14 protein-coding genes, 1 tRNA gene and 1 pseudogene are annotated in these 14,372 nt (G+C 65.8%); 9 read left to right on the top strand and 7 right to left on the bottom strand.

Annotated features, from left to right (window positions below):
- Positions 1–246: pseudogene (locus tag KH616_RS11910) on the bottom strand (hypothetical protein); the annotation flags it as partial.
- Here KH616_RS11910 and eco point away from each other — a divergent pair.
- Positions 233–736, top strand: coding sequence for a serine protease inhibitor ecotin (eco, locus tag KH616_RS11905; RefSeq protein ID WP_292244319.1), 504 nt, complete (start codon positions 233–235; stop codon positions 734–736). The pseudogene KH616_RS11910 and the gene eco sit on opposite strands and share 14 nt — an antisense overlap.
- A gap of 92 nt (positions 737–828) precedes the next feature.
- On the opposite strand, the gene KH616_RS11900 is transcribed toward eco, so the two are convergent.
- The gene (locus tag KH616_RS11900) at positions 829–2,298 is read right to left on the bottom strand and encodes a hypothetical protein (RefSeq protein WP_292244318.1); all 1,470 of its coding nucleotides are present in this window, start codon (positions 2,296–2,298) and stop codon (positions 829–831) included.
- 156 nt (positions 2,299–2,454) lie between these two features.
- On the opposite strand from KH616_RS11900, the gene KH616_RS11895 reads away from it, so the two are divergent.
- Together KH616_RS11895 and KH616_RS11890 are read left to right on the top strand one after the other, a co-directional pair.
- Positions 2,455–2,751, top strand: coding sequence for a type II toxin-antitoxin system HigB family toxin (locus tag KH616_RS11895; protein ID WP_292244320.1), 297 nt, complete (start codon positions 2,455–2,457; stop codon positions 2,749–2,751).
- Between the two features lie 4 nt (positions 2,752–2,755).
- Positions 2,756–3,118 (top strand): transcriptional regulator, encoded by a 363-nt coding sequence (locus KH616_RS11890; RefSeq protein WP_292244317.1) that lies wholly within the window; start codon positions 2,756–2,758, stop codon positions 3,116–3,118.
- A 511-nt stretch (positions 3,119–3,629) separates the two neighbouring features.
- On the opposite strand, the gene KH616_RS11885 is transcribed toward KH616_RS11890, so the two are convergent.
- Both KH616_RS11885 and KH616_RS11880 read right to left on the bottom strand, forming a co-directional pair.
- A tRNA-Arg gene (locus tag KH616_RS11885) sits at positions 3,630–3,704 on the bottom strand.
- Positions 3,705–3,845: 141 nt separating this feature from the next.
- The gene (locus KH616_RS11880; RefSeq protein ID WP_292244316.1) at positions 3,846–4,028 is read right to left on the bottom strand and encodes a rubredoxin; all 183 of its coding nucleotides are present in this window, start codon (positions 4,026–4,028) and stop codon (positions 3,846–3,848) included.
- A gap of 208 nt (positions 4,029–4,236) precedes the next feature.
- Between KH616_RS11880 and KH616_RS11875 the strand changes: the two genes are divergently transcribed.
- The 4 genes from KH616_RS11875 (at position 4,237) to parC (ending at position 11,463) form a co-directional block, all read left to right on the top strand.
- On the top strand, positions 4,237–4,641 hold the full coding sequence (locus KH616_RS11875) for a DUF4399 domain-containing protein (RefSeq protein ID WP_292244315.1): 405 nt from the start codon (positions 4,237–4,239) through the stop codon (positions 4,639–4,641).
- 144 nt (positions 4,642–4,785) lie between these two features.
- The gene (locus tag KH616_RS11870; protein ID WP_292244314.1) at positions 4,786–6,732 is read left to right on the top strand and encodes an ATP-binding cassette domain-containing protein; all 1,947 of its coding nucleotides are present in this window, start codon (positions 4,786–4,788) and stop codon (positions 6,730–6,732) included.
- 290 nt (positions 6,733–7,022) lie between these two features.
- Positions 7,023–9,005: a DNA topoisomerase IV subunit B gene (locus KH616_RS11865; protein WP_292244313.1), complete on the top strand. Its 1,983-nt coding sequence runs from the start codon at positions 7,023–7,025 to the stop codon at positions 9,003–9,005.
- Between the two features lie 136 nt (positions 9,006–9,141).
- Positions 9,142–11,463 carry a DNA topoisomerase IV subunit A gene (gene parC / locus KH616_RS11860; protein WP_292244312.1) on the top strand — a complete coding sequence of 774 codons (2,322 nt, stop codon included), beginning with the start codon at positions 9,142–9,144 and terminating at the stop codon, positions 11,461–11,463.
- Between the two features lie 69 nt (positions 11,464–11,532).
- On the opposite strand, the gene KH616_RS11855 is transcribed toward parC, so the two are convergent.
- On the bottom strand, positions 11,533–11,766 hold the full coding sequence (locus tag KH616_RS11855) for a hypothetical protein (RefSeq protein WP_292244311.1): 234 nt from the start codon (positions 11,764–11,766) through the stop codon (positions 11,533–11,535).
- On the opposite strand from KH616_RS11855, the gene KH616_RS11850 reads away from it, so the two are divergent.
- Positions 11,765–12,223 carry a CopD family protein gene (locus tag KH616_RS11850; protein ID WP_292244310.1) on the top strand — a complete coding sequence of 153 codons (459 nt, stop codon included), beginning with the start codon at positions 11,765–11,767 and terminating at the stop codon, positions 12,221–12,223. The two genes, KH616_RS11855 and KH616_RS11850, sit on opposite strands and share 2 nt — an antisense overlap.
- A gap of 43 nt (positions 12,224–12,266) precedes the next feature.
- Here KH616_RS11850 and KH616_RS11845 read toward each other — a convergent pair whose 3' ends face one another.
- Positions 12,267–13,151: a LysR family transcriptional regulator gene (locus tag KH616_RS11845; protein WP_292244309.1), complete on the bottom strand. Its 885-nt coding sequence runs from the start codon at positions 13,149–13,151 to the stop codon at positions 12,267–12,269.
- Between the two features lie 112 nt (positions 13,152–13,263).
- Here KH616_RS11845 and KH616_RS11840 point away from each other — a divergent pair, with 112 nt between their 5' ends.
- Positions 13,264–13,701: a multidrug/biocide efflux PACE transporter gene (locus KH616_RS11840; RefSeq protein ID WP_292244308.1), complete on the top strand. Its 438-nt coding sequence runs from the start codon at positions 13,264–13,266 to the stop codon at positions 13,699–13,701.
- 14 nt (positions 13,702–13,715) lie between these two features.
- Here the strand turns inward: KH616_RS11840 and KH616_RS11835 are convergent.
- The coding region (locus tag KH616_RS11835; RefSeq protein ID WP_292244307.1) for a chromate transporter at positions 13,716–14,372 on the bottom strand (657 nt) is incomplete at its 5' end.

Below are 14,372 nucleotides of genomic sequence, written 5' to 3'. Positions count from 1 at the left end.
ACCGTACCCGGCATCGGGTGCGACGACGCAGCCGGTCAGCAGGGTGGCGATGCCGGCGGTGGCAATAAGCTTGATCATGGTGTTCTCCATTGTTTTGATTAAGAAAGCCGCGCCGGGCGCGCAGTTCGGCCGCAATTGTGTCTCAAAATTACAGCGGCGTAAGGTCGTATGGCTGAGGGCGGGCGTCGCGCCTGTTAGCATCCGGGGTCGTATCTCATTCAGGAGCATGTCGATGAAATGCATCATTCGAACCGCGGTGACTGCCGTTTTCCTGACGGCGGCCACTGCGGCATGCGCGGCGGCGCCGGGCGCCGATGCCGCCGTGCCAGCCGAGTCGATCAAGATGTTCCCGCTGCCGGTGTCCGGTCAGCAACGTGTGGCGATCGCACTGCCGGCGCTCGACGATGAGGCTGGCGCACGCGTCGAACTGATGATCGGCAAGACCATGCAGACCGACTGCAACGCGCACTGGTTCGGCGGCGAACTGGCCGCCGGGACCGTGCAGGGCTGGGGTTACCCGTATTACCGGCTCTCCGATGTGAAAGGACCGGTGGCAACGATGATGGCCTGTCCGGAGCAGTCGCCGCGCGACCGCTTCGTCCAGGTGCGCGGCGACGATTCGCTGCTGCGGTACAACAGCCGGTTGCCGCTCGTTGTCTATGTGCCGGACGGATTCGAAGTGCGGTACCGCGTGTGGCACGCGTCACGCGACGTGCATCGCGCGCATGCGCAATAACGGCGGCCGCGTGCCGATGCCGCGCGGATGCGAGGCCGGTGCGGTGCCGGCGGATGACGGATTTCCCGGCAGGATGACTCGCTGCCGCGCGGTCAAGGCCCGTCGCGGACGAACACGGTGGCGATGTTGTCCGTATGAATGCGCCGCCAGCCGGGCAGTGTCGCGACCATCTGTGCGACGGCGCTGCCTGTCGCGAGCAGCGCCCAGCGGATCCGGTATTGCGCAACGAGCCGGTCGAACACGGCGCGGTCGGGCTTCAACGCATCGATATACGCGAACATGAACGCGTCGCCGTACATGTCCGCGCGGCCGTCGACGAACGGCTTCACATGTCTGAAGATCAGATAGCCGCCGAATTCATAGCTGTTGAAAACGGGCTGATCCAGCAGAGGCGCCGGTACGGCGGCGACAGCCGTGACCGGTGAGACCGGACCGTCGCCGCGTACGATCGGATGCGCGAAGCGGAGCGCGGCCAGCAGCATCGCGCACACGAGCACGGCGACGAATCCGGGTAACGGCGCGCGGCGTCCGGCGGGGGATGGGGCGCTCGCACCGAACGCACGGCCGAGCGGTTCGGCCAGCAACGCCGCGCCGACAATGCCGGCCACCATCTGGTGCCGGCTGTGACGGTACGCGAGATACAGCAGCCCGAGCAGCATCAGCATGCGCACGGCTGGCACGCGCATCCGGCGAGTGACGACGACATAGAGCAGCGCCGCGAGCGCCGGTTCGAGCGGCTGAAGGGTCAGCAGGTTCAACGGATGCCATTCGCCGATGCTGGCGTTGTGCTGCAGGCTCATGAGCTGGAACGGATTGAACAGGCCGTGCCATCCGTGTGGCGTGAGAAGCGTCGCCGCAACGGCGGAGACCAGAAACAGGCTCCAGCCGCGCACGATGCGCATGGCGTCGTCGCGCCAGGCATTTCCAGGCGTCGCATCGCGCCGCGCGGCGAGCAAGGCGTCGAGCGCAAGCGGCGGAACCAGCACGAGACCGAGCACGAAACTGCCGTGCAGGTTCGCCCAGATCGTCATCAGCGGCAGCAGATACAGCGGCGGCGCGGTCTTTCTTTCCGTCGCGGTCAGCAGCCCGATCGTCCACAACGTCAACAGCGGCAGCGCGAGCAAATGCGGACGCGCGAGCAGGCTCGGGCTGACGCATGCCGCGGCGAGCACCAGCGTGATCATTGCTGCCGGTTGCTTCATCCAGCGCGCGAGGTAGTGGGCGAGGGCGCCGATGGTCGTGGCAGCGGCGACGCCGAATAGGATCACGAGCGCGCTCCATCCGCCGGCGCGGTACGCGAGCGACATCAGCACTTCGGCCAGCCATTCGTGCGCGACCCATGTTCGACCTGGAACGGTGAACGAGAAGGGATCGCTGAGCGGCACGGCGCGGTGATCGAGTATCCAGTCGCCCGACGCGACGTGCCAGTAGGTGTCGGCGTCGTTCAGCACCGCGGGCGTGAACAGCACGATGGCGTAGGCGAGCAGCGCGACCAGCAGCGGGAAGGGCGGCAGATGCCAGGCGATGGCCGGCCGTGCATGCGCTTCGATGCGTTTGTCCACGTGGCCTCCCGTCGCGTGATGGCCGATGCCGGGTGCGTCTGGTTATCCCGCCGGTGTGCCGCACAAACGTATCAGAGGCGCTCGGCCGTGTCTATTCGGGACGGGCGGTGGATCGAGGGGCAGGGTAGTGGCAGGCGGGTGTGCGTCGATGCGGCGATGCGCGATTCGTGTGGTGGTCGCGCCTTCATCGCGCGTCACGCGCAAGCCGAACAGCCGTTGTTGGCGTGGCACGCGGAAGCGTCGAAGGCCGACTGGAAGACCCCGCAGAACATCAAGGATCAGTACGCCAGCGCCAGCTTCGTCGGTCGGAACCGCGTGGTTTTTAACATCAAGGGCAACGACTTCCGGTTGATCGTCGCGATGGCCTATCAGATCGGCGTGGTGTATGTGAAGTTTGTCGGCACGCACGCGGAATACGACAAGGTCGATGCGGCAACCGTAGAAATGGAGTAACGAGATGGACATTCACCCGATTCGAACCGAGGCCGATTACGAGGCTGCCCTGAAGGCGGTGTCCGCGCTCGTCGACATGGATCCTGCTCCTGGCACGCCGGAAGGTGACGAGTTGGAGATTCTGGCGATCCTTGTCGAGAAGTATGAGGCCGAGCACTTCCCGATTGCGGCGCCGAACCCGATCGACGCGATCAAATTCCGGATGGAACAGGCGGGCCTGTCGGTTCCCGACATGCAGCCATACATCGGGAGCAGCAACCGCGTGTATGAAGTGCTGGCCGGCCGGCGCGCGTTGAGCCTCGCCATGATCCGCAAGCTGCACGCTGGACTGCATATTCCCGCCGACGTGCTGATCGGAACCGCGTAACTGCGATGTCGGCAACAGTCGCCGAAGAGGGGCCGACTGCCGCGAATAAACCAATGACCGCTGCATATCCGCAGCCGCCGATTGCGTGATGAGACGTGCAAGGACAGAGATGGGGCGGTAAGCGGCAGATACCCCGGGATATCTGCGAGCAACTTAAACAGGTGCCCACTCCCATCGTTGGCAGTGAGGGGACGTTGGCGAATTGGCGCGGGCGATGTTGGCCCGCTAACGGGCTGACGCGATACGGATGACTTCCGCCTCAGCCTTGAGGCGGTCGAGATGATCGCCTCATGCCTGCGTCATTCGTATGCGTTCTGGCAGATACCTGCACGTCAGTGAGGGGCATCTGCTGGTATCTCGATTGCTGGTATCTGGAGATGCCAGCAAAAATACCAGCAGATTCTCTGGCTGTCACTGGGTAACCCTGGGTAACGATAGAAGCAAAAAAGCCCGCCAGACGGGGCTGAGCGGGCTTTTTCTTGTGAACCTTGGGGGTCGCTTGGGGCATGACTGGTCCCCCCGACAGGAATCGAACCTGTATCTAGCGCTTAGGAGGCGCTTGTTCTATCCATTGAACTACGGGGAGCGACCTGGCCCGGCGTGTCGCGCGGGGCGCGAACCGGGCTGCGGCGTGGACAGCGCGCAGAGTATAGCAAACGTCCGTCCGCATCGGCAGACGGAATGCGTGCCGGCGCGCCGTGCATCGCGCCCGGCGCGCGCATTTCGCTCAGAAATCGACGGCGACGAAATCCGACTTGCCGACGTCGCACAGCGGGCACCGCCAGTCGTCAGGAATGTCGGCAAACCGGGTGCCGGGCGCGATGCCCTCGTCGGGCAGCCCTTCCGCTTCGTTATAGATCCACCCGCAAATCAGGCAGACCCAGCTCTGGTATTCGGTCACTTCGCTCATGTCGCGCTCAGGATGATGAAAACTGTGTATTGCCGTCCGCGGCGCGCGGCCGGCGGACGAAAGGCGCAATAGTACCGGAATTTCGCCGATCTCGACTTCAACGTCGTTTTAAACGTGCGCATCGCGAACCTCGCCGCGGCGTCGCGCGCCGCATGCATGCGGTGTATGCTTCGTGAGCCTGTCAATCAGAAGCACAAGGAGAAAGAAGATGCTCAACAGTAAGTGGATCGCGGGTGCGGTGTGCGTGGCGTCGCTGGCGGTGTCGTCGATGGCGTGGGCCGAGGCGCGGGTGTTCTTCGTCGAACCGAAGGACGGCGCGACGGTGTCGAGCCCCGTGCACGTCAAGTTCGGCCTCGAAGGCGCCGAACTGAAGCCGGCCGGCACCATGACGCCCGATACCGGCCATCATCATCTGCTGATCGACGGCAAGCCGCTGCCGAAGGGCGAAGTCATCCCCGCGACCGACCACTCGCTGCACTTCGGCAAGGGCCAGACCGAGACCGACGTGACGCTGCCGCCCGGCCAGCACACGCTGACGCTGCAGTTCGGCGACGGCGCACACCGTTCGTACGGCCCCGACGTGAGCCAGACCATCACGATCAACGTGAAGTAAGCGCCGCGCGCGCAGGGCGCCCGCCGCCGTGCGCGCGGCTGTTTCGAGCCGCGCCTTCGGCATTGTCCGTTTGGCCGCACCGGTGGCGGCTCTCGCCACCGGTACAATGAGCGCTTCCGATTCTCTTCGCCGTCTTCCTTTCCCATGTCGCTCTATTCCATTACCGGCGCGCAGCTCGCGTTCGGTCACGTCGCGTTGCTCGATCACGCGGATTTCTCGCTCGAGGCCGGCGAACGCGTCGGCCTGATCGGCCGAAACGGCGCGGGCAAGTCGTCGCTCCTGAAAATCGTCGCCGGCCTCGCGAAGCCGGATGACGGGCTCGTCACGCGCCAGCAGGAGCTCGTGACCGTCTATGTGCCGCAGGAGCCCGAATTCGAGCCGGGCGTGACCGTGTTCGATGCGGTGGCATCGGGCCTCACTCATACGCGCGAGCTGCTCGACGAATACGACACGATCGTTCACCGTCTCGCGGAAACGCCCGAAGGCGCCGAGCACGACGCGCTGCTCGCGCGGATGAACGCATTGCAGTCGTCGCTCGACGCGCACGATGCGTGGAGCTGGCGCACGCGCGTGTCGACGACGCTCGCGCAGATCGGCCTCGACGGCGACGCACGGGTCGAATCCCTGTCGGGCGGCATGCAGAAGCGCGTCGCGCTGGCGCGGGCGCTCGTGTTGCAGCCCGACATCCTGCTGCTCGACGAGCCGACCAACCACCTCGACTTCGACGGCATCCGCTGGCTCGAGGAACTGCTCGTCACGCAGCGCTTCGGCCTGCTGTTCATCACGCACGACCGCACGTTCCTCGACCGTGTCGCGACGCGCATCGTCGAGCTCGACCGCGGCCGCCTGCTGTCGTATCCGGGCAATTTCTCCGCGTACCAGACGCGCAAGGCGCAGCAGCTCGAAGTCGAGCGCGTCGAGAACGAGAAGTTCGACAAGCTGCTCGCCCAGGAAGAGGTCTGGATCCGCAAGGGCGTCGAGGCGCGGCGTACGCGCAGCGTCGGCCGCATTGCGCGGCTCGAGCAGATGCGCCTCGATCGCGCCGAGCGCCGCAACGCGCAAGGCAATGTGAAGCTCGACGTCGCGCAGGGCGAGAAGTCCGGCAAGATCGTCGCGGAACTGACTGACGTGACGTTGCGCTTCGAAGGCCGCACGTATATCGATCGCTTCTCGTCGACGGTGATGCGCGGCGACAAGATCGGCCTCGTCGGCCCGAACGGCGTGGGCAAGACCACGCTGCTCAAGCTGATTCTCGGCGAGCTCAAGCCGGACGAGGGCACGGTGCGCACCGGCACGAACCTGCAGGTCGCGTACTTCGACCAGATGCGCGCCCAGCTCGATCCGGAGATGAGCCTGGCCGACACGATCAGCCCCGGCAGCGAGTGGGTCGAGATCGGCGGCAACCGCAAGCATGTGATGAGCTATCTCGGCGATTTCCTGTTCGCGCCGGAGCGCGCGCGTTCGCCGGTGAAGTCGCTGTCGGGCGGCGAGCGCAACCGGCTGCTGCTCGCGCGCCTGTTCGCGCGCCCGGCGAACGTGCTGGTGCTCGACGAGCCGACCAACGACCTCGACATCCCGACGCTCGAACTGCTCGAGGAACTGCTGACCGACTACGACGGCACCGTGCTGCTCGTCAGCCACGACCGTGCGTTCCTCGACAACGTCGTCACGTCGGTGATCGCCTACGAAGGCGATGCGCGCTGGCGCGAATATGTCGGCGGCTTCACCGACTGGCTGACCCAGAGCCAGCGCGCCGCGCAGCTTGCGCAGCAGGAAGGCGCGAAGCGCGCGACAAAGGATGCGCTGCCCGCGAAGGACGAGCCGGCGAAAAGCGCGGCGGGCCGCAACGCGCAGCGCACGGTGAAGCTGTCGTTCAACGAGCAGCGCGAACTCGACGCGTTGCCGGATCGCATCGCGGCGCTCGAGGAAGAGCAGAAGACGATTGGCGCCCAGCTCGAGGATGGCTCGATCTTCGCGAAGGATCCGCAGGAGGGCACACGCCTGACCGAGCGGTTTGCCGCGATCGACGACGAACTGCTTGCCGCGCTCGAACGGTGGGAAACGCTCGAAGCGAAGCGCAAGCCGTCGTAATGTGTCGCGCGTGCGGTGCGGTGCGGTGCGGTGCGGCCGCGCCGGCCGCCGTGCGCGCGATACCGCGCCAATGCGGCGCAGGCGTGCCAATCGACCCGCGGCACGCCGCGCGGAACCAGTAAAATACCGCGCGTTTCGGGCGGCACGGCCTGTGCCGTACGCCCGCTTTCGGAGCAGTTCAAGTACCACATTGTTTCGATTCGCCTTTTTACGAAACTCAACGTTTTGTCCACGACGTTATCCACACGAGATGTGGACAACGTCACGACGAACGACGAACATCAGCGCCTATGTCAACGAAGAAGCCCAGCGCGGCCTATAGCGAAGCATCGATCAAGGTGCTCAAGGGTCTCGAGCCGGTCAAGCAGCGGCCCGGCATGTACACCCGTACCGAGAATCCGCTGCACATCATTCAGGAAGTCATCGACAACGCGTCGGACGAGGCGCTCGGCGGCTACGGCAAGCAGATCACCGTGACGCTGCACGCGGACCACTCCGTGTCCGTCGAGGACGACGGGCGCGGCATTCCGTTCGGCCTGCACCCGGAAGAAGGCGTGCCGGTCGTCGAGATCGTGTTTACGCGGCTGCATGCAGGCGGCAAGTTCGACAAGGCCGCGGGCGGCGCGTATACGTTTTCCGGCGGCCTGCACGGCGTCGGCGTGTCGGTGACCAACGCGCTGGCGACGCGTCTCGACGTGACGGTCTGGCGTGACGGCAAGATCGCCGAGCTGGGCTTTGCGGAAGGCGACGTCGTGAAGCCGCTCGCGACACAGAACGCGGGCCGCGGCGGCAAGAAGTCCGGCACGCGCGTGCAGGTCTGGCCGAATCCGAAGTATTTCGACTCGGCGAACCTGCCGCTCGGCGAGTTGCAGCGCCTGCTGCGTTCGAAGGCGGTGCTGCTGCCCGGTGTCGAGGTCGTGCTCGTCAACGAGAAGACCGGCGAGCGCCAGAGCTGGAAATACGACGACGGCCTGCGCGGCTACCTGCTCGACGAAATGAACGGCAGCGAACTGCTGATTCCGCTGTTCGAAGGAGAGCGCTTCGCCGATTCACGTTCGGGCGACGACACGTTCGCCGACGGCGAGGGCGCGTCGTGGGTCGTCGCGTGGAGCGAGGAAGGTTCGCTCGTGCGCGAATCGTATGTGAACCTGATTCCGACGCCGGCCGGCGGCACGCACGAATCCGGTCTGCGCGACGGTCTCTATCAGGCGGTGAAGAGCTTCGTCGAGCTGCACAACCTGCAGCCGAAAGGCGTGAAGCTGCTCGCCGAGGACGTGTTCGCGCGCGTGTCGTTCGTGCTGTCCGCGAAGGTGCTCGATCCGCAGTTCCAAGGCCAGATCAAGGAGCGCCTCAACAGCCGCGACGCGGTGAAGCTCGTGTCGTCGTTCTCGCGCCCGGCGCTCGAACTGTGGCTCAATCAGCACGTCGAGCACGGCAAGAAGCTCGCGGAGCTCGTGATCAAGCAGGCGCAGGCGCGCACGCGCGCGGGCCAGAAAGTCGAGAAGCGCAAGAGTTCCGGCGTCGCGGTGCTGCCCGGCAAGCTGACCGACTGCGAATCCGAGGACATCGCGCGCAACGAGCTGTTCCTCGTCGAGGGCGACTCGGCGGGCGGTTCGGCGAAGATGGGCCGCGACAAGGAATACCAGGCGATCCTGCCGCTGCGCGGCAAGGTGCTCAACACGTGGGAGACCGAGCGCGACCGCCTGTTCGCGAACAACGAGGTGCACGACATCTCGGTCGCGATCGGCGTCGATCCGCACGGCCCGGACGACAACGTCGACCTGTCGAACCTGCGCTACGGCAAGATCTGCATCCTGTCGGACGCCGACGTCGACGGCTCGCACATCCAGGTGCTGCTGCTCACGCTGTTCTTCCGGCACTTCCCGCAACTGATCGAGCGCGATCATGTGTATGTCGCGCGGCCGCCGCTGTTCCGCGTCGATGCGCCCGCGCGCGGCAAGAAGCCCGCGCAGAAGCTCTATGCGCTCGACGAAGGCGAGCTGGAAGCGATCCTCGACAAGCTGCGCAAGGACGGCGTGCGCGACACGCAGTGGAGCATCAGCCGCTTCAAGGGCCTCGGTGAAATGAGCGCCGAGCAGCTGTGGGATACGACGATGAACCCCGACACCCGCCGCCTGATGCCGGTCGTGCTCGGCGAACTCGACTACGAGTCGACGGTCGCGCGCATGACGATGCTGATGGGCAAGGGCGAGGCGGCCGCGCGTCGCGGCTGGCTCGAGGAAAAGGGCAACGAAGTCGAAGCGGATATTTAAGCGTCTCCGGGGCTCGCGATGCGGGCCCGTCCCGCGTGGGGACAGGAATACCGGGGCGGCCCGGCATTTTCCTGCGGAGCGTGGCCGGGCATGCATCCCGGCCGGAACTCGCGACACACACGAACACGGAATTCAGATGGACGACAACACTCCCGACCTTTTCGCCGGGTCGGACGCGCCCGAAGGCGATGCGCTGACGCTCGGCAATTATGCGGAGCAGGCGTATCTCAGCTATGCGGTCAGCGTCGTGAAGGGCCGCGCGCTGCCGGATGTTTGCGACGGCCAGAAGCCGGTGCAGCGCCGGATTCTCTATGCAATGAACGAAATGGGCCTCGGCCCCGATGCAAAGCCGGTGAAATCGGCGCGCGTGGTCGGCGACGTGCTCGGTAAATACCACCCGCACGGCGATCAGTCCGCATACGACGCGCTCGTGCGTCTCGCACAGGACTTCTCGCTGCGCTATCCGCTGATCGACGGGCAGGGCAACTTCGGCTCGCGCGATGGCGACGGCGCAGCGGCGATGCGTTACACCGAAGCACGCCTGACGCCGATCTCGAAGCTTCTGCTCGACGAGATCGACGCGGGGACGGTCGATTTCATGCCGAACTACGACGGCTCGTTCGAAGAGCCCAAGACGCTGCCCGGCCGCTTGCCGTTCGTGCTGCTGAACGGCGCGTCGGGCATCGCGGTCGGTCTGGCGACCGAGATTCCGTCGCACAACCTGAGCGAGGTCGCGGCGGCGGCGGTTGCGCTGATCCGCCATCCGAAGCTCACGCATGCGGAGCTGATGGCATTGATTCCCGGCCCGGACTTTCCGGGCGGCGGCCAGATCATTTCGAGCGACGCGGAAATCTCGGCTGCCTACGAATCGGGCCGCGGCAGCCTGAAGGTGCGGGCGCGCTGGAAGATCGAGGATCTCGCGCGCGGCCAGTGGCAGCTCGTCGTCACCGAATTGCCGCCGAACACATCGTGTCAGAAGGTGCTCGAGGAAATCGAGGAACTGACCAATCCGAAGCTCAAGCAGAACAAGAAGACGCTGTCGCCCGAGCAGCTCGGCACGAAGAAGGCGATGCTCGACCTGCTCGACGCGGTGCGCGACGAATCGGGCAAGGATGCGCCGGTGCGGCTCGTTTTCGAGCCGAAGTCGCGCACGATCGACCAGACCGAGTTCGTCCATTCGCTGCTCGCCCATACGAGCCTCGAATCGAACGCCGCGCTGAACCTCGTGATGGTCGGCGCCGACGGCCGTCCCGGCCAGAAGGGGCTGCTGACGATCCTCGACGAGTGGGTCCGGTTCCGCCAGATCACGGTGACGCGCCGTTGCCGCCATCGTCTCGGCAAGGTCGACGACCGCATCCACATTCTCGAAGGGCGGATGATCGTCTTCCTGAACATCGACGAGGTGATCCACATCATCCGCGAGTCGGACGAGCCGAAGGCCGCGCTGATGAGCGCATTCGGCCTCAGCGAGCGCCAGGCCGACGACATTCTCGAAATCCGTCTGCGCCAGCTGGCGCGGCTCGAGAAGATCAAGATCGAGAAGGAGCTCGAGGCGCTGCGCGACGAAAAGGCGAAGCTCGAGGAACTGCTCGCGAACGAAAGCGCGATGAAGCGGCTGATGATCAAGGAGATCGAGGCCGACGCGAAACAGTACGGCGACGATCGCCGGACGCTGATCCAGCAGGAAAAGCGCGCGACGTTCGAAGCGAAGGTGGTCGACGAGCCGGTGACGGTGGTCGTGTCGCAGAAGGGCTGGGTGCGCGCGCTGAAGGGCCACGGTCTTGACCCGGCCGGCTTCTCGTTCAAGGCCGGCGATGCGCTGTATGCGGCATTCCAGTGCCGCACGCCCGACAAGCTGATCGCGTGGGGCAGCAACGGACGCGTCTATTCGGTGGATGTGTCGGTGCTGCCGGGCGGCCGCGGCGACGGCGTGCCGGTCACGTCGCTGATCGAGCTGGAGTCCGGTTCGCACCTGATGCATTACTTCGCGGCGGCGGACGAACAACGCCTGCTGCTCGCGTCGAACAACGGTTACGGCTTCATCGCGAAGGTCGGCGACATGGTGAGCCGCGTGAAGGCCGGCAAGGCGTTCATGACGATCGATGCGGGCGCGGCGCCGCTTGCGCCGATGCCGGTGCTGCCGAATGCGACACAGGTGGCATGCCTGTCGAGCGGCGGCCGCCTGCTGGTATTCGGCATGGACGAGATGAAGACGCAGTCGGGCGGCGGCCGCGGCGTGATCCTGATGGCGCTCGAAGACAAGGAAACGCTCGTGCAGGCGCTCGCGATCGATCCGGCGGGCGTCGTGCTGATCGGCACCGGCCGCGGCGGCAAGGCGCAGGACGAAACCTTGTCGTATGCGGGGCTGGCACCGCATATCGGCAAGCGTGCGCGCAAGGGCCGGACGCCGGACACGAAGCTCAAGGTCATCAGCGAACTGCGCCCGCTGCTTGGCTGACGCCGACGCCGCGCGCGAGCCGGCTGGCTGTCGAAACCGCACGACCGCTTCGGCGTTCGTGCGGTTTTTTTACGTGCGCAACGACGGGACGTCACGCGGCACTTGCAAAATAGTGTGAAATCCCGGCATGCGGCTGAACCGCGTCGCGCCGCGCCGGTCGAATGTCGCTCGATGCGCGCACGCGGTGCGGGCGCATCCGTCGTCGGCCGAGGGCGCGCGTGCGTGCCGGCCGGATGCGGAACGCCGGCCCGTCTCGCCTGCCAGGCTTGCCGCATTCCACTCAAATAACAGGATCTCCATCATGTCCCACGCTATCGCCGTCGCGCTGTTTCTTCATTTGCTGGCTGTCGCCGTGTGGATAGGCGGGATGGTGTTCGCCCATTTCTGCCTGCGCCCGGCGCTGTCCGACCTGTCGCCGCAATTGCGGCTGCCGCTGGTCGAAGGGGTATTCGGCCGTTTCTTCAACTGGGTCGCGGGTTCGGTGATCGTGATCCTGCTGTCCGGCGGTTTCCTGCTGATGCAGTTCGGCGGTGCGCACGCGACGTGGCCGGTGCATGCGATGGCCGGTCTCGGCGTCGTGATGATGCTGATCTTCGGGCATGTGCGGTTTGCACTGTTCCCGCGCATCCGCCGCGCGGTGCAGGCGCAGAAGTGGCCGGACGGCGCGCGGGCGGTAAACGCCGTGCGTCTGCTGGTCGTCGTCAACCTCGTGCTCGGTGTCGTGACGATCGGCGCGGCCGTGCTGTCGCGCGGTTTCTGAGTATCGGGGCGGCGCGCGCCGGCACGCGTCAGCCGGCGTGCGCTCAGCCCGCGAGCATCGCGTCGAGCAGCCACGCGCCGGCAGGGCCGAGCGGCCGGCCGCGCGACCACACCGCATCGACCGGCACCCGGCGCGGCCAACCTCGCGCGCGTAGCTCGCAGAGCCGGTCGCTGGCGAAATGGTCGACCATCCATCGCGGCAGCTCCGCCCAGCCGAATCCCAGTACGGCCATCTCCAGCAGCATCATGTAGCTCGGTGCCGACCAGCGGCGCGTGCCCGCGACATGCTGGCCGCCCTCGCCGCGGCCGTCCGGTGCAACGTAGGTATTGAGCCGCAACTCGCGCGCCTCGCGCAGTGCCGCGTGCGGCACCTCGGCGTCGCCGTAGGCGGCGAGCGCATGCGAGCGGCCGACGAACAGGCCGATCTCCGATTCTTCCGCGATCGTCGCCGCACCGATTTCCGCCGGGTACGCCGTGCGCGCGGCCATCAGCCCGAGTTGCGCACGGCCCTGCTGGATCAGGTCGATCACGTCCTCATGTTCCGCGATCTGGCATTCCAGCTCCAGTTCGGGAAAGCGCTGCTCGAGCGCAGTGAGCGTCTCCTCGTATCGCTTCGACTGATAGGTGTCCGACACCACGAGCGTCAGCCGCGCCTCCTCGCCGCTGGCGAGCCGCGCGGCGGTGCGGTCGATCGCTTCGCCGGCCTCCAGCGCGCGCCGCACTTGCGGCAGCAGCGCGCGGCCGGCGTCGGTCAGCGTCGGGCTGCGTGTCGAGCGGTCGAACAGCTGCACGCCGAGATCGATCTCGAGATTTGCGATGGCCTCGGAAATCGTCGACTGGCGCTTGCCGAGCTTGCGTGCTGCAGCCGTGAACGAGCCGAGCAGCGCGGCTTCGGCAAACGCGAGCAGGGCTTCGGGGGCGTGGCGCATCGGTGCGCTCCTGTTATCGTATTATCGGAAAAACCGATGATACTAAATTGGATTAACGGCATTGCGCCGATCAGAATGTCGGGTATTCGTCAGATTTGATCGGAGGGTTTCGATGAAACATCCCAACAAAACAGTCATGGAACGGTTGATGCATGCGCTGGTGTTCGAGCTGATCGCGATTGCGCTGTGCGCGCCGGTCGGTGCGTGGCTGCTCGACATGCCGGTTTCGCACGTCGGTGCGCTGACCGTGATGGTGTCGTTGATCGCGATGGCGTGGAACATGACGTTCAACACGCTGTTCGACCGCATCGAGCGGCGTTTCGGGCTGGTACGCAACATGCGCATGCGGATTGCGAACGCGCTCGGCTTCGAGCTCGGCCTCGTCGCGCTGGTCGTGCCGCTTGCCGCCTGGTGGCTCGGGGTCGGGCTGTGGGAGGCGCTGCTGCTCGACCTGGGCATCGTGCTGTTTTTCCTGCCTTATACGTTCTGTTTCAACCTCGTCTATGACCATCTGCGGGCACGCTGGATCGCGCGGCGCGCACTCGCATGACCGGGGCTCGGTTGCTACGCCGCGGCCCAGAACCATACGCCGCATACGATCGCGACCGCTCCGTACACCGCGAACACGGGCACCTTGAAGCGCGCGAAGCAGAGCACCGCGAACGTGCCGGTGAGCCAGTAGACGGGATCGGCCGGCACGCGGTACAGGATTTTCACGACCGCGACGACGAGAAAGCCGGTCGTCGCCGCGCGCAGCAGCCGCATCCCGTGTTCGAAACGCGAGTGACGCTTGAGGCGGAACAAATGGCGGTGCGCGAACACGACGAGGCAGCCGGACGGAATGAACAGGGCGGCGGTCGCGAGCAGGGCGCCGCGCCAGCCGTCTGTCAGATAACCGAGAAACGGCACGACATTCAGCAGCGGCCCGGGCGATACGGGCGACAGCGCGAATGCGAGCGTGAAGTCGTGATCGGAGATGCCGGTCCCGGGCGTGACGAACAGCGCCTTGAGCACCGGCAGCGCGGAAAATCCGCCGCCGAACAGCGTCATGCCCGCTCCCGCGAGACGGGGCCACAACAGCGTTGCCTGGTAGCTGCCGGGAACCGGTAGCGCGAACAGTATGACGAAAACGCCGAGCAGCACCAGCAGCTTGCGGTCGCGTCGCGGCAGCGCGAATGCGACCGCATGGTCGGGCGACGGACCGGTCAGCCAGCCCGCTGC

The organism is Burkholderia sp. (assembly GCF_018375725.1).
In the GTDB taxonomy this organism is placed as follows: Bacteria; Pseudomonadota; Gammaproteobacteria; order Burkholderiales; family Burkholderiaceae; genus Burkholderia.
Note: the sequence above shows the minus strand (reverse complement) of the source record. Positions and strands in the feature narration are given on the sequence as shown.

Coding starts and splice junctions, on each gene's coding strand:
- KH616_RS11865 (WP_292244313.1), top strand. CDS start 7,023: ATGTCAACGAAGAAGCCCAGCGCGGCCTATAGCGAAGCATCGATCAAG.
- KH616_RS11875 (WP_292244315.1), top strand. CDS start 4,237: ATGCTCAACAGTAAGTGGATCGCGGGTGCGGTGTGCGTGGCGTCGCTG.
- KH616_RS11840 (WP_292244308.1), top strand. CDS start 13,264: ATGAAACATCCCAACAAAACAGTCATGGAACGGTTGATGCATGCGCTG.
- KH616_RS11895 (WP_292244320.1), top strand. CDS start 2,455: ATGCGCGATTCGTGTGGTGGTCGCGCCTTCATCGCGCGTCACGCGCAA.
- KH616_RS11870 (WP_292244314.1), top strand. CDS start 4,786: ATGTCGCTCTATTCCATTACCGGCGCGCAGCTCGCGTTCGGTCACGTC.
- KH616_RS11890 (WP_292244317.1), top strand. CDS start 2,756: ATGGACATTCACCCGATTCGAACCGAGGCCGATTACGAGGCTGCCCTG.
- eco (WP_292244319.1), top strand. CDS start 233: ATGAAATGCATCATTCGAACCGCGGTGACTGCCGTTTTCCTGACGGCG.
- KH616_RS11855 (WP_292244311.1), bottom strand. CDS start 11,766: ATGATGGAGATCCTGTTATTTGAGTGGAATGCGGCAAGCCTGGCAGGC.
- KH616_RS11850 (WP_292244310.1), top strand. CDS start 11,765: ATGTCCCACGCTATCGCCGTCGCGCTGTTTCTTCATTTGCTGGCTGTC.
- parC (WP_292244312.1), top strand. CDS start 9,142: ATGGACGACAACACTCCCGACCTTTTCGCCGGGTCGGACGCGCCCGAA.
- KH616_RS11845 (WP_292244309.1), bottom strand. CDS start 13,151: ATGCGCCACGCCCCCGAAGCCCTGCTCGCGTTTGCCGAAGCCGCGCTG.
- KH616_RS11880 (WP_292244316.1), bottom strand. CDS start 4,028: ATGAGCGAAGTGACCGAATACCAGAGCTGGGTCTGCCTGATTTGCGGG.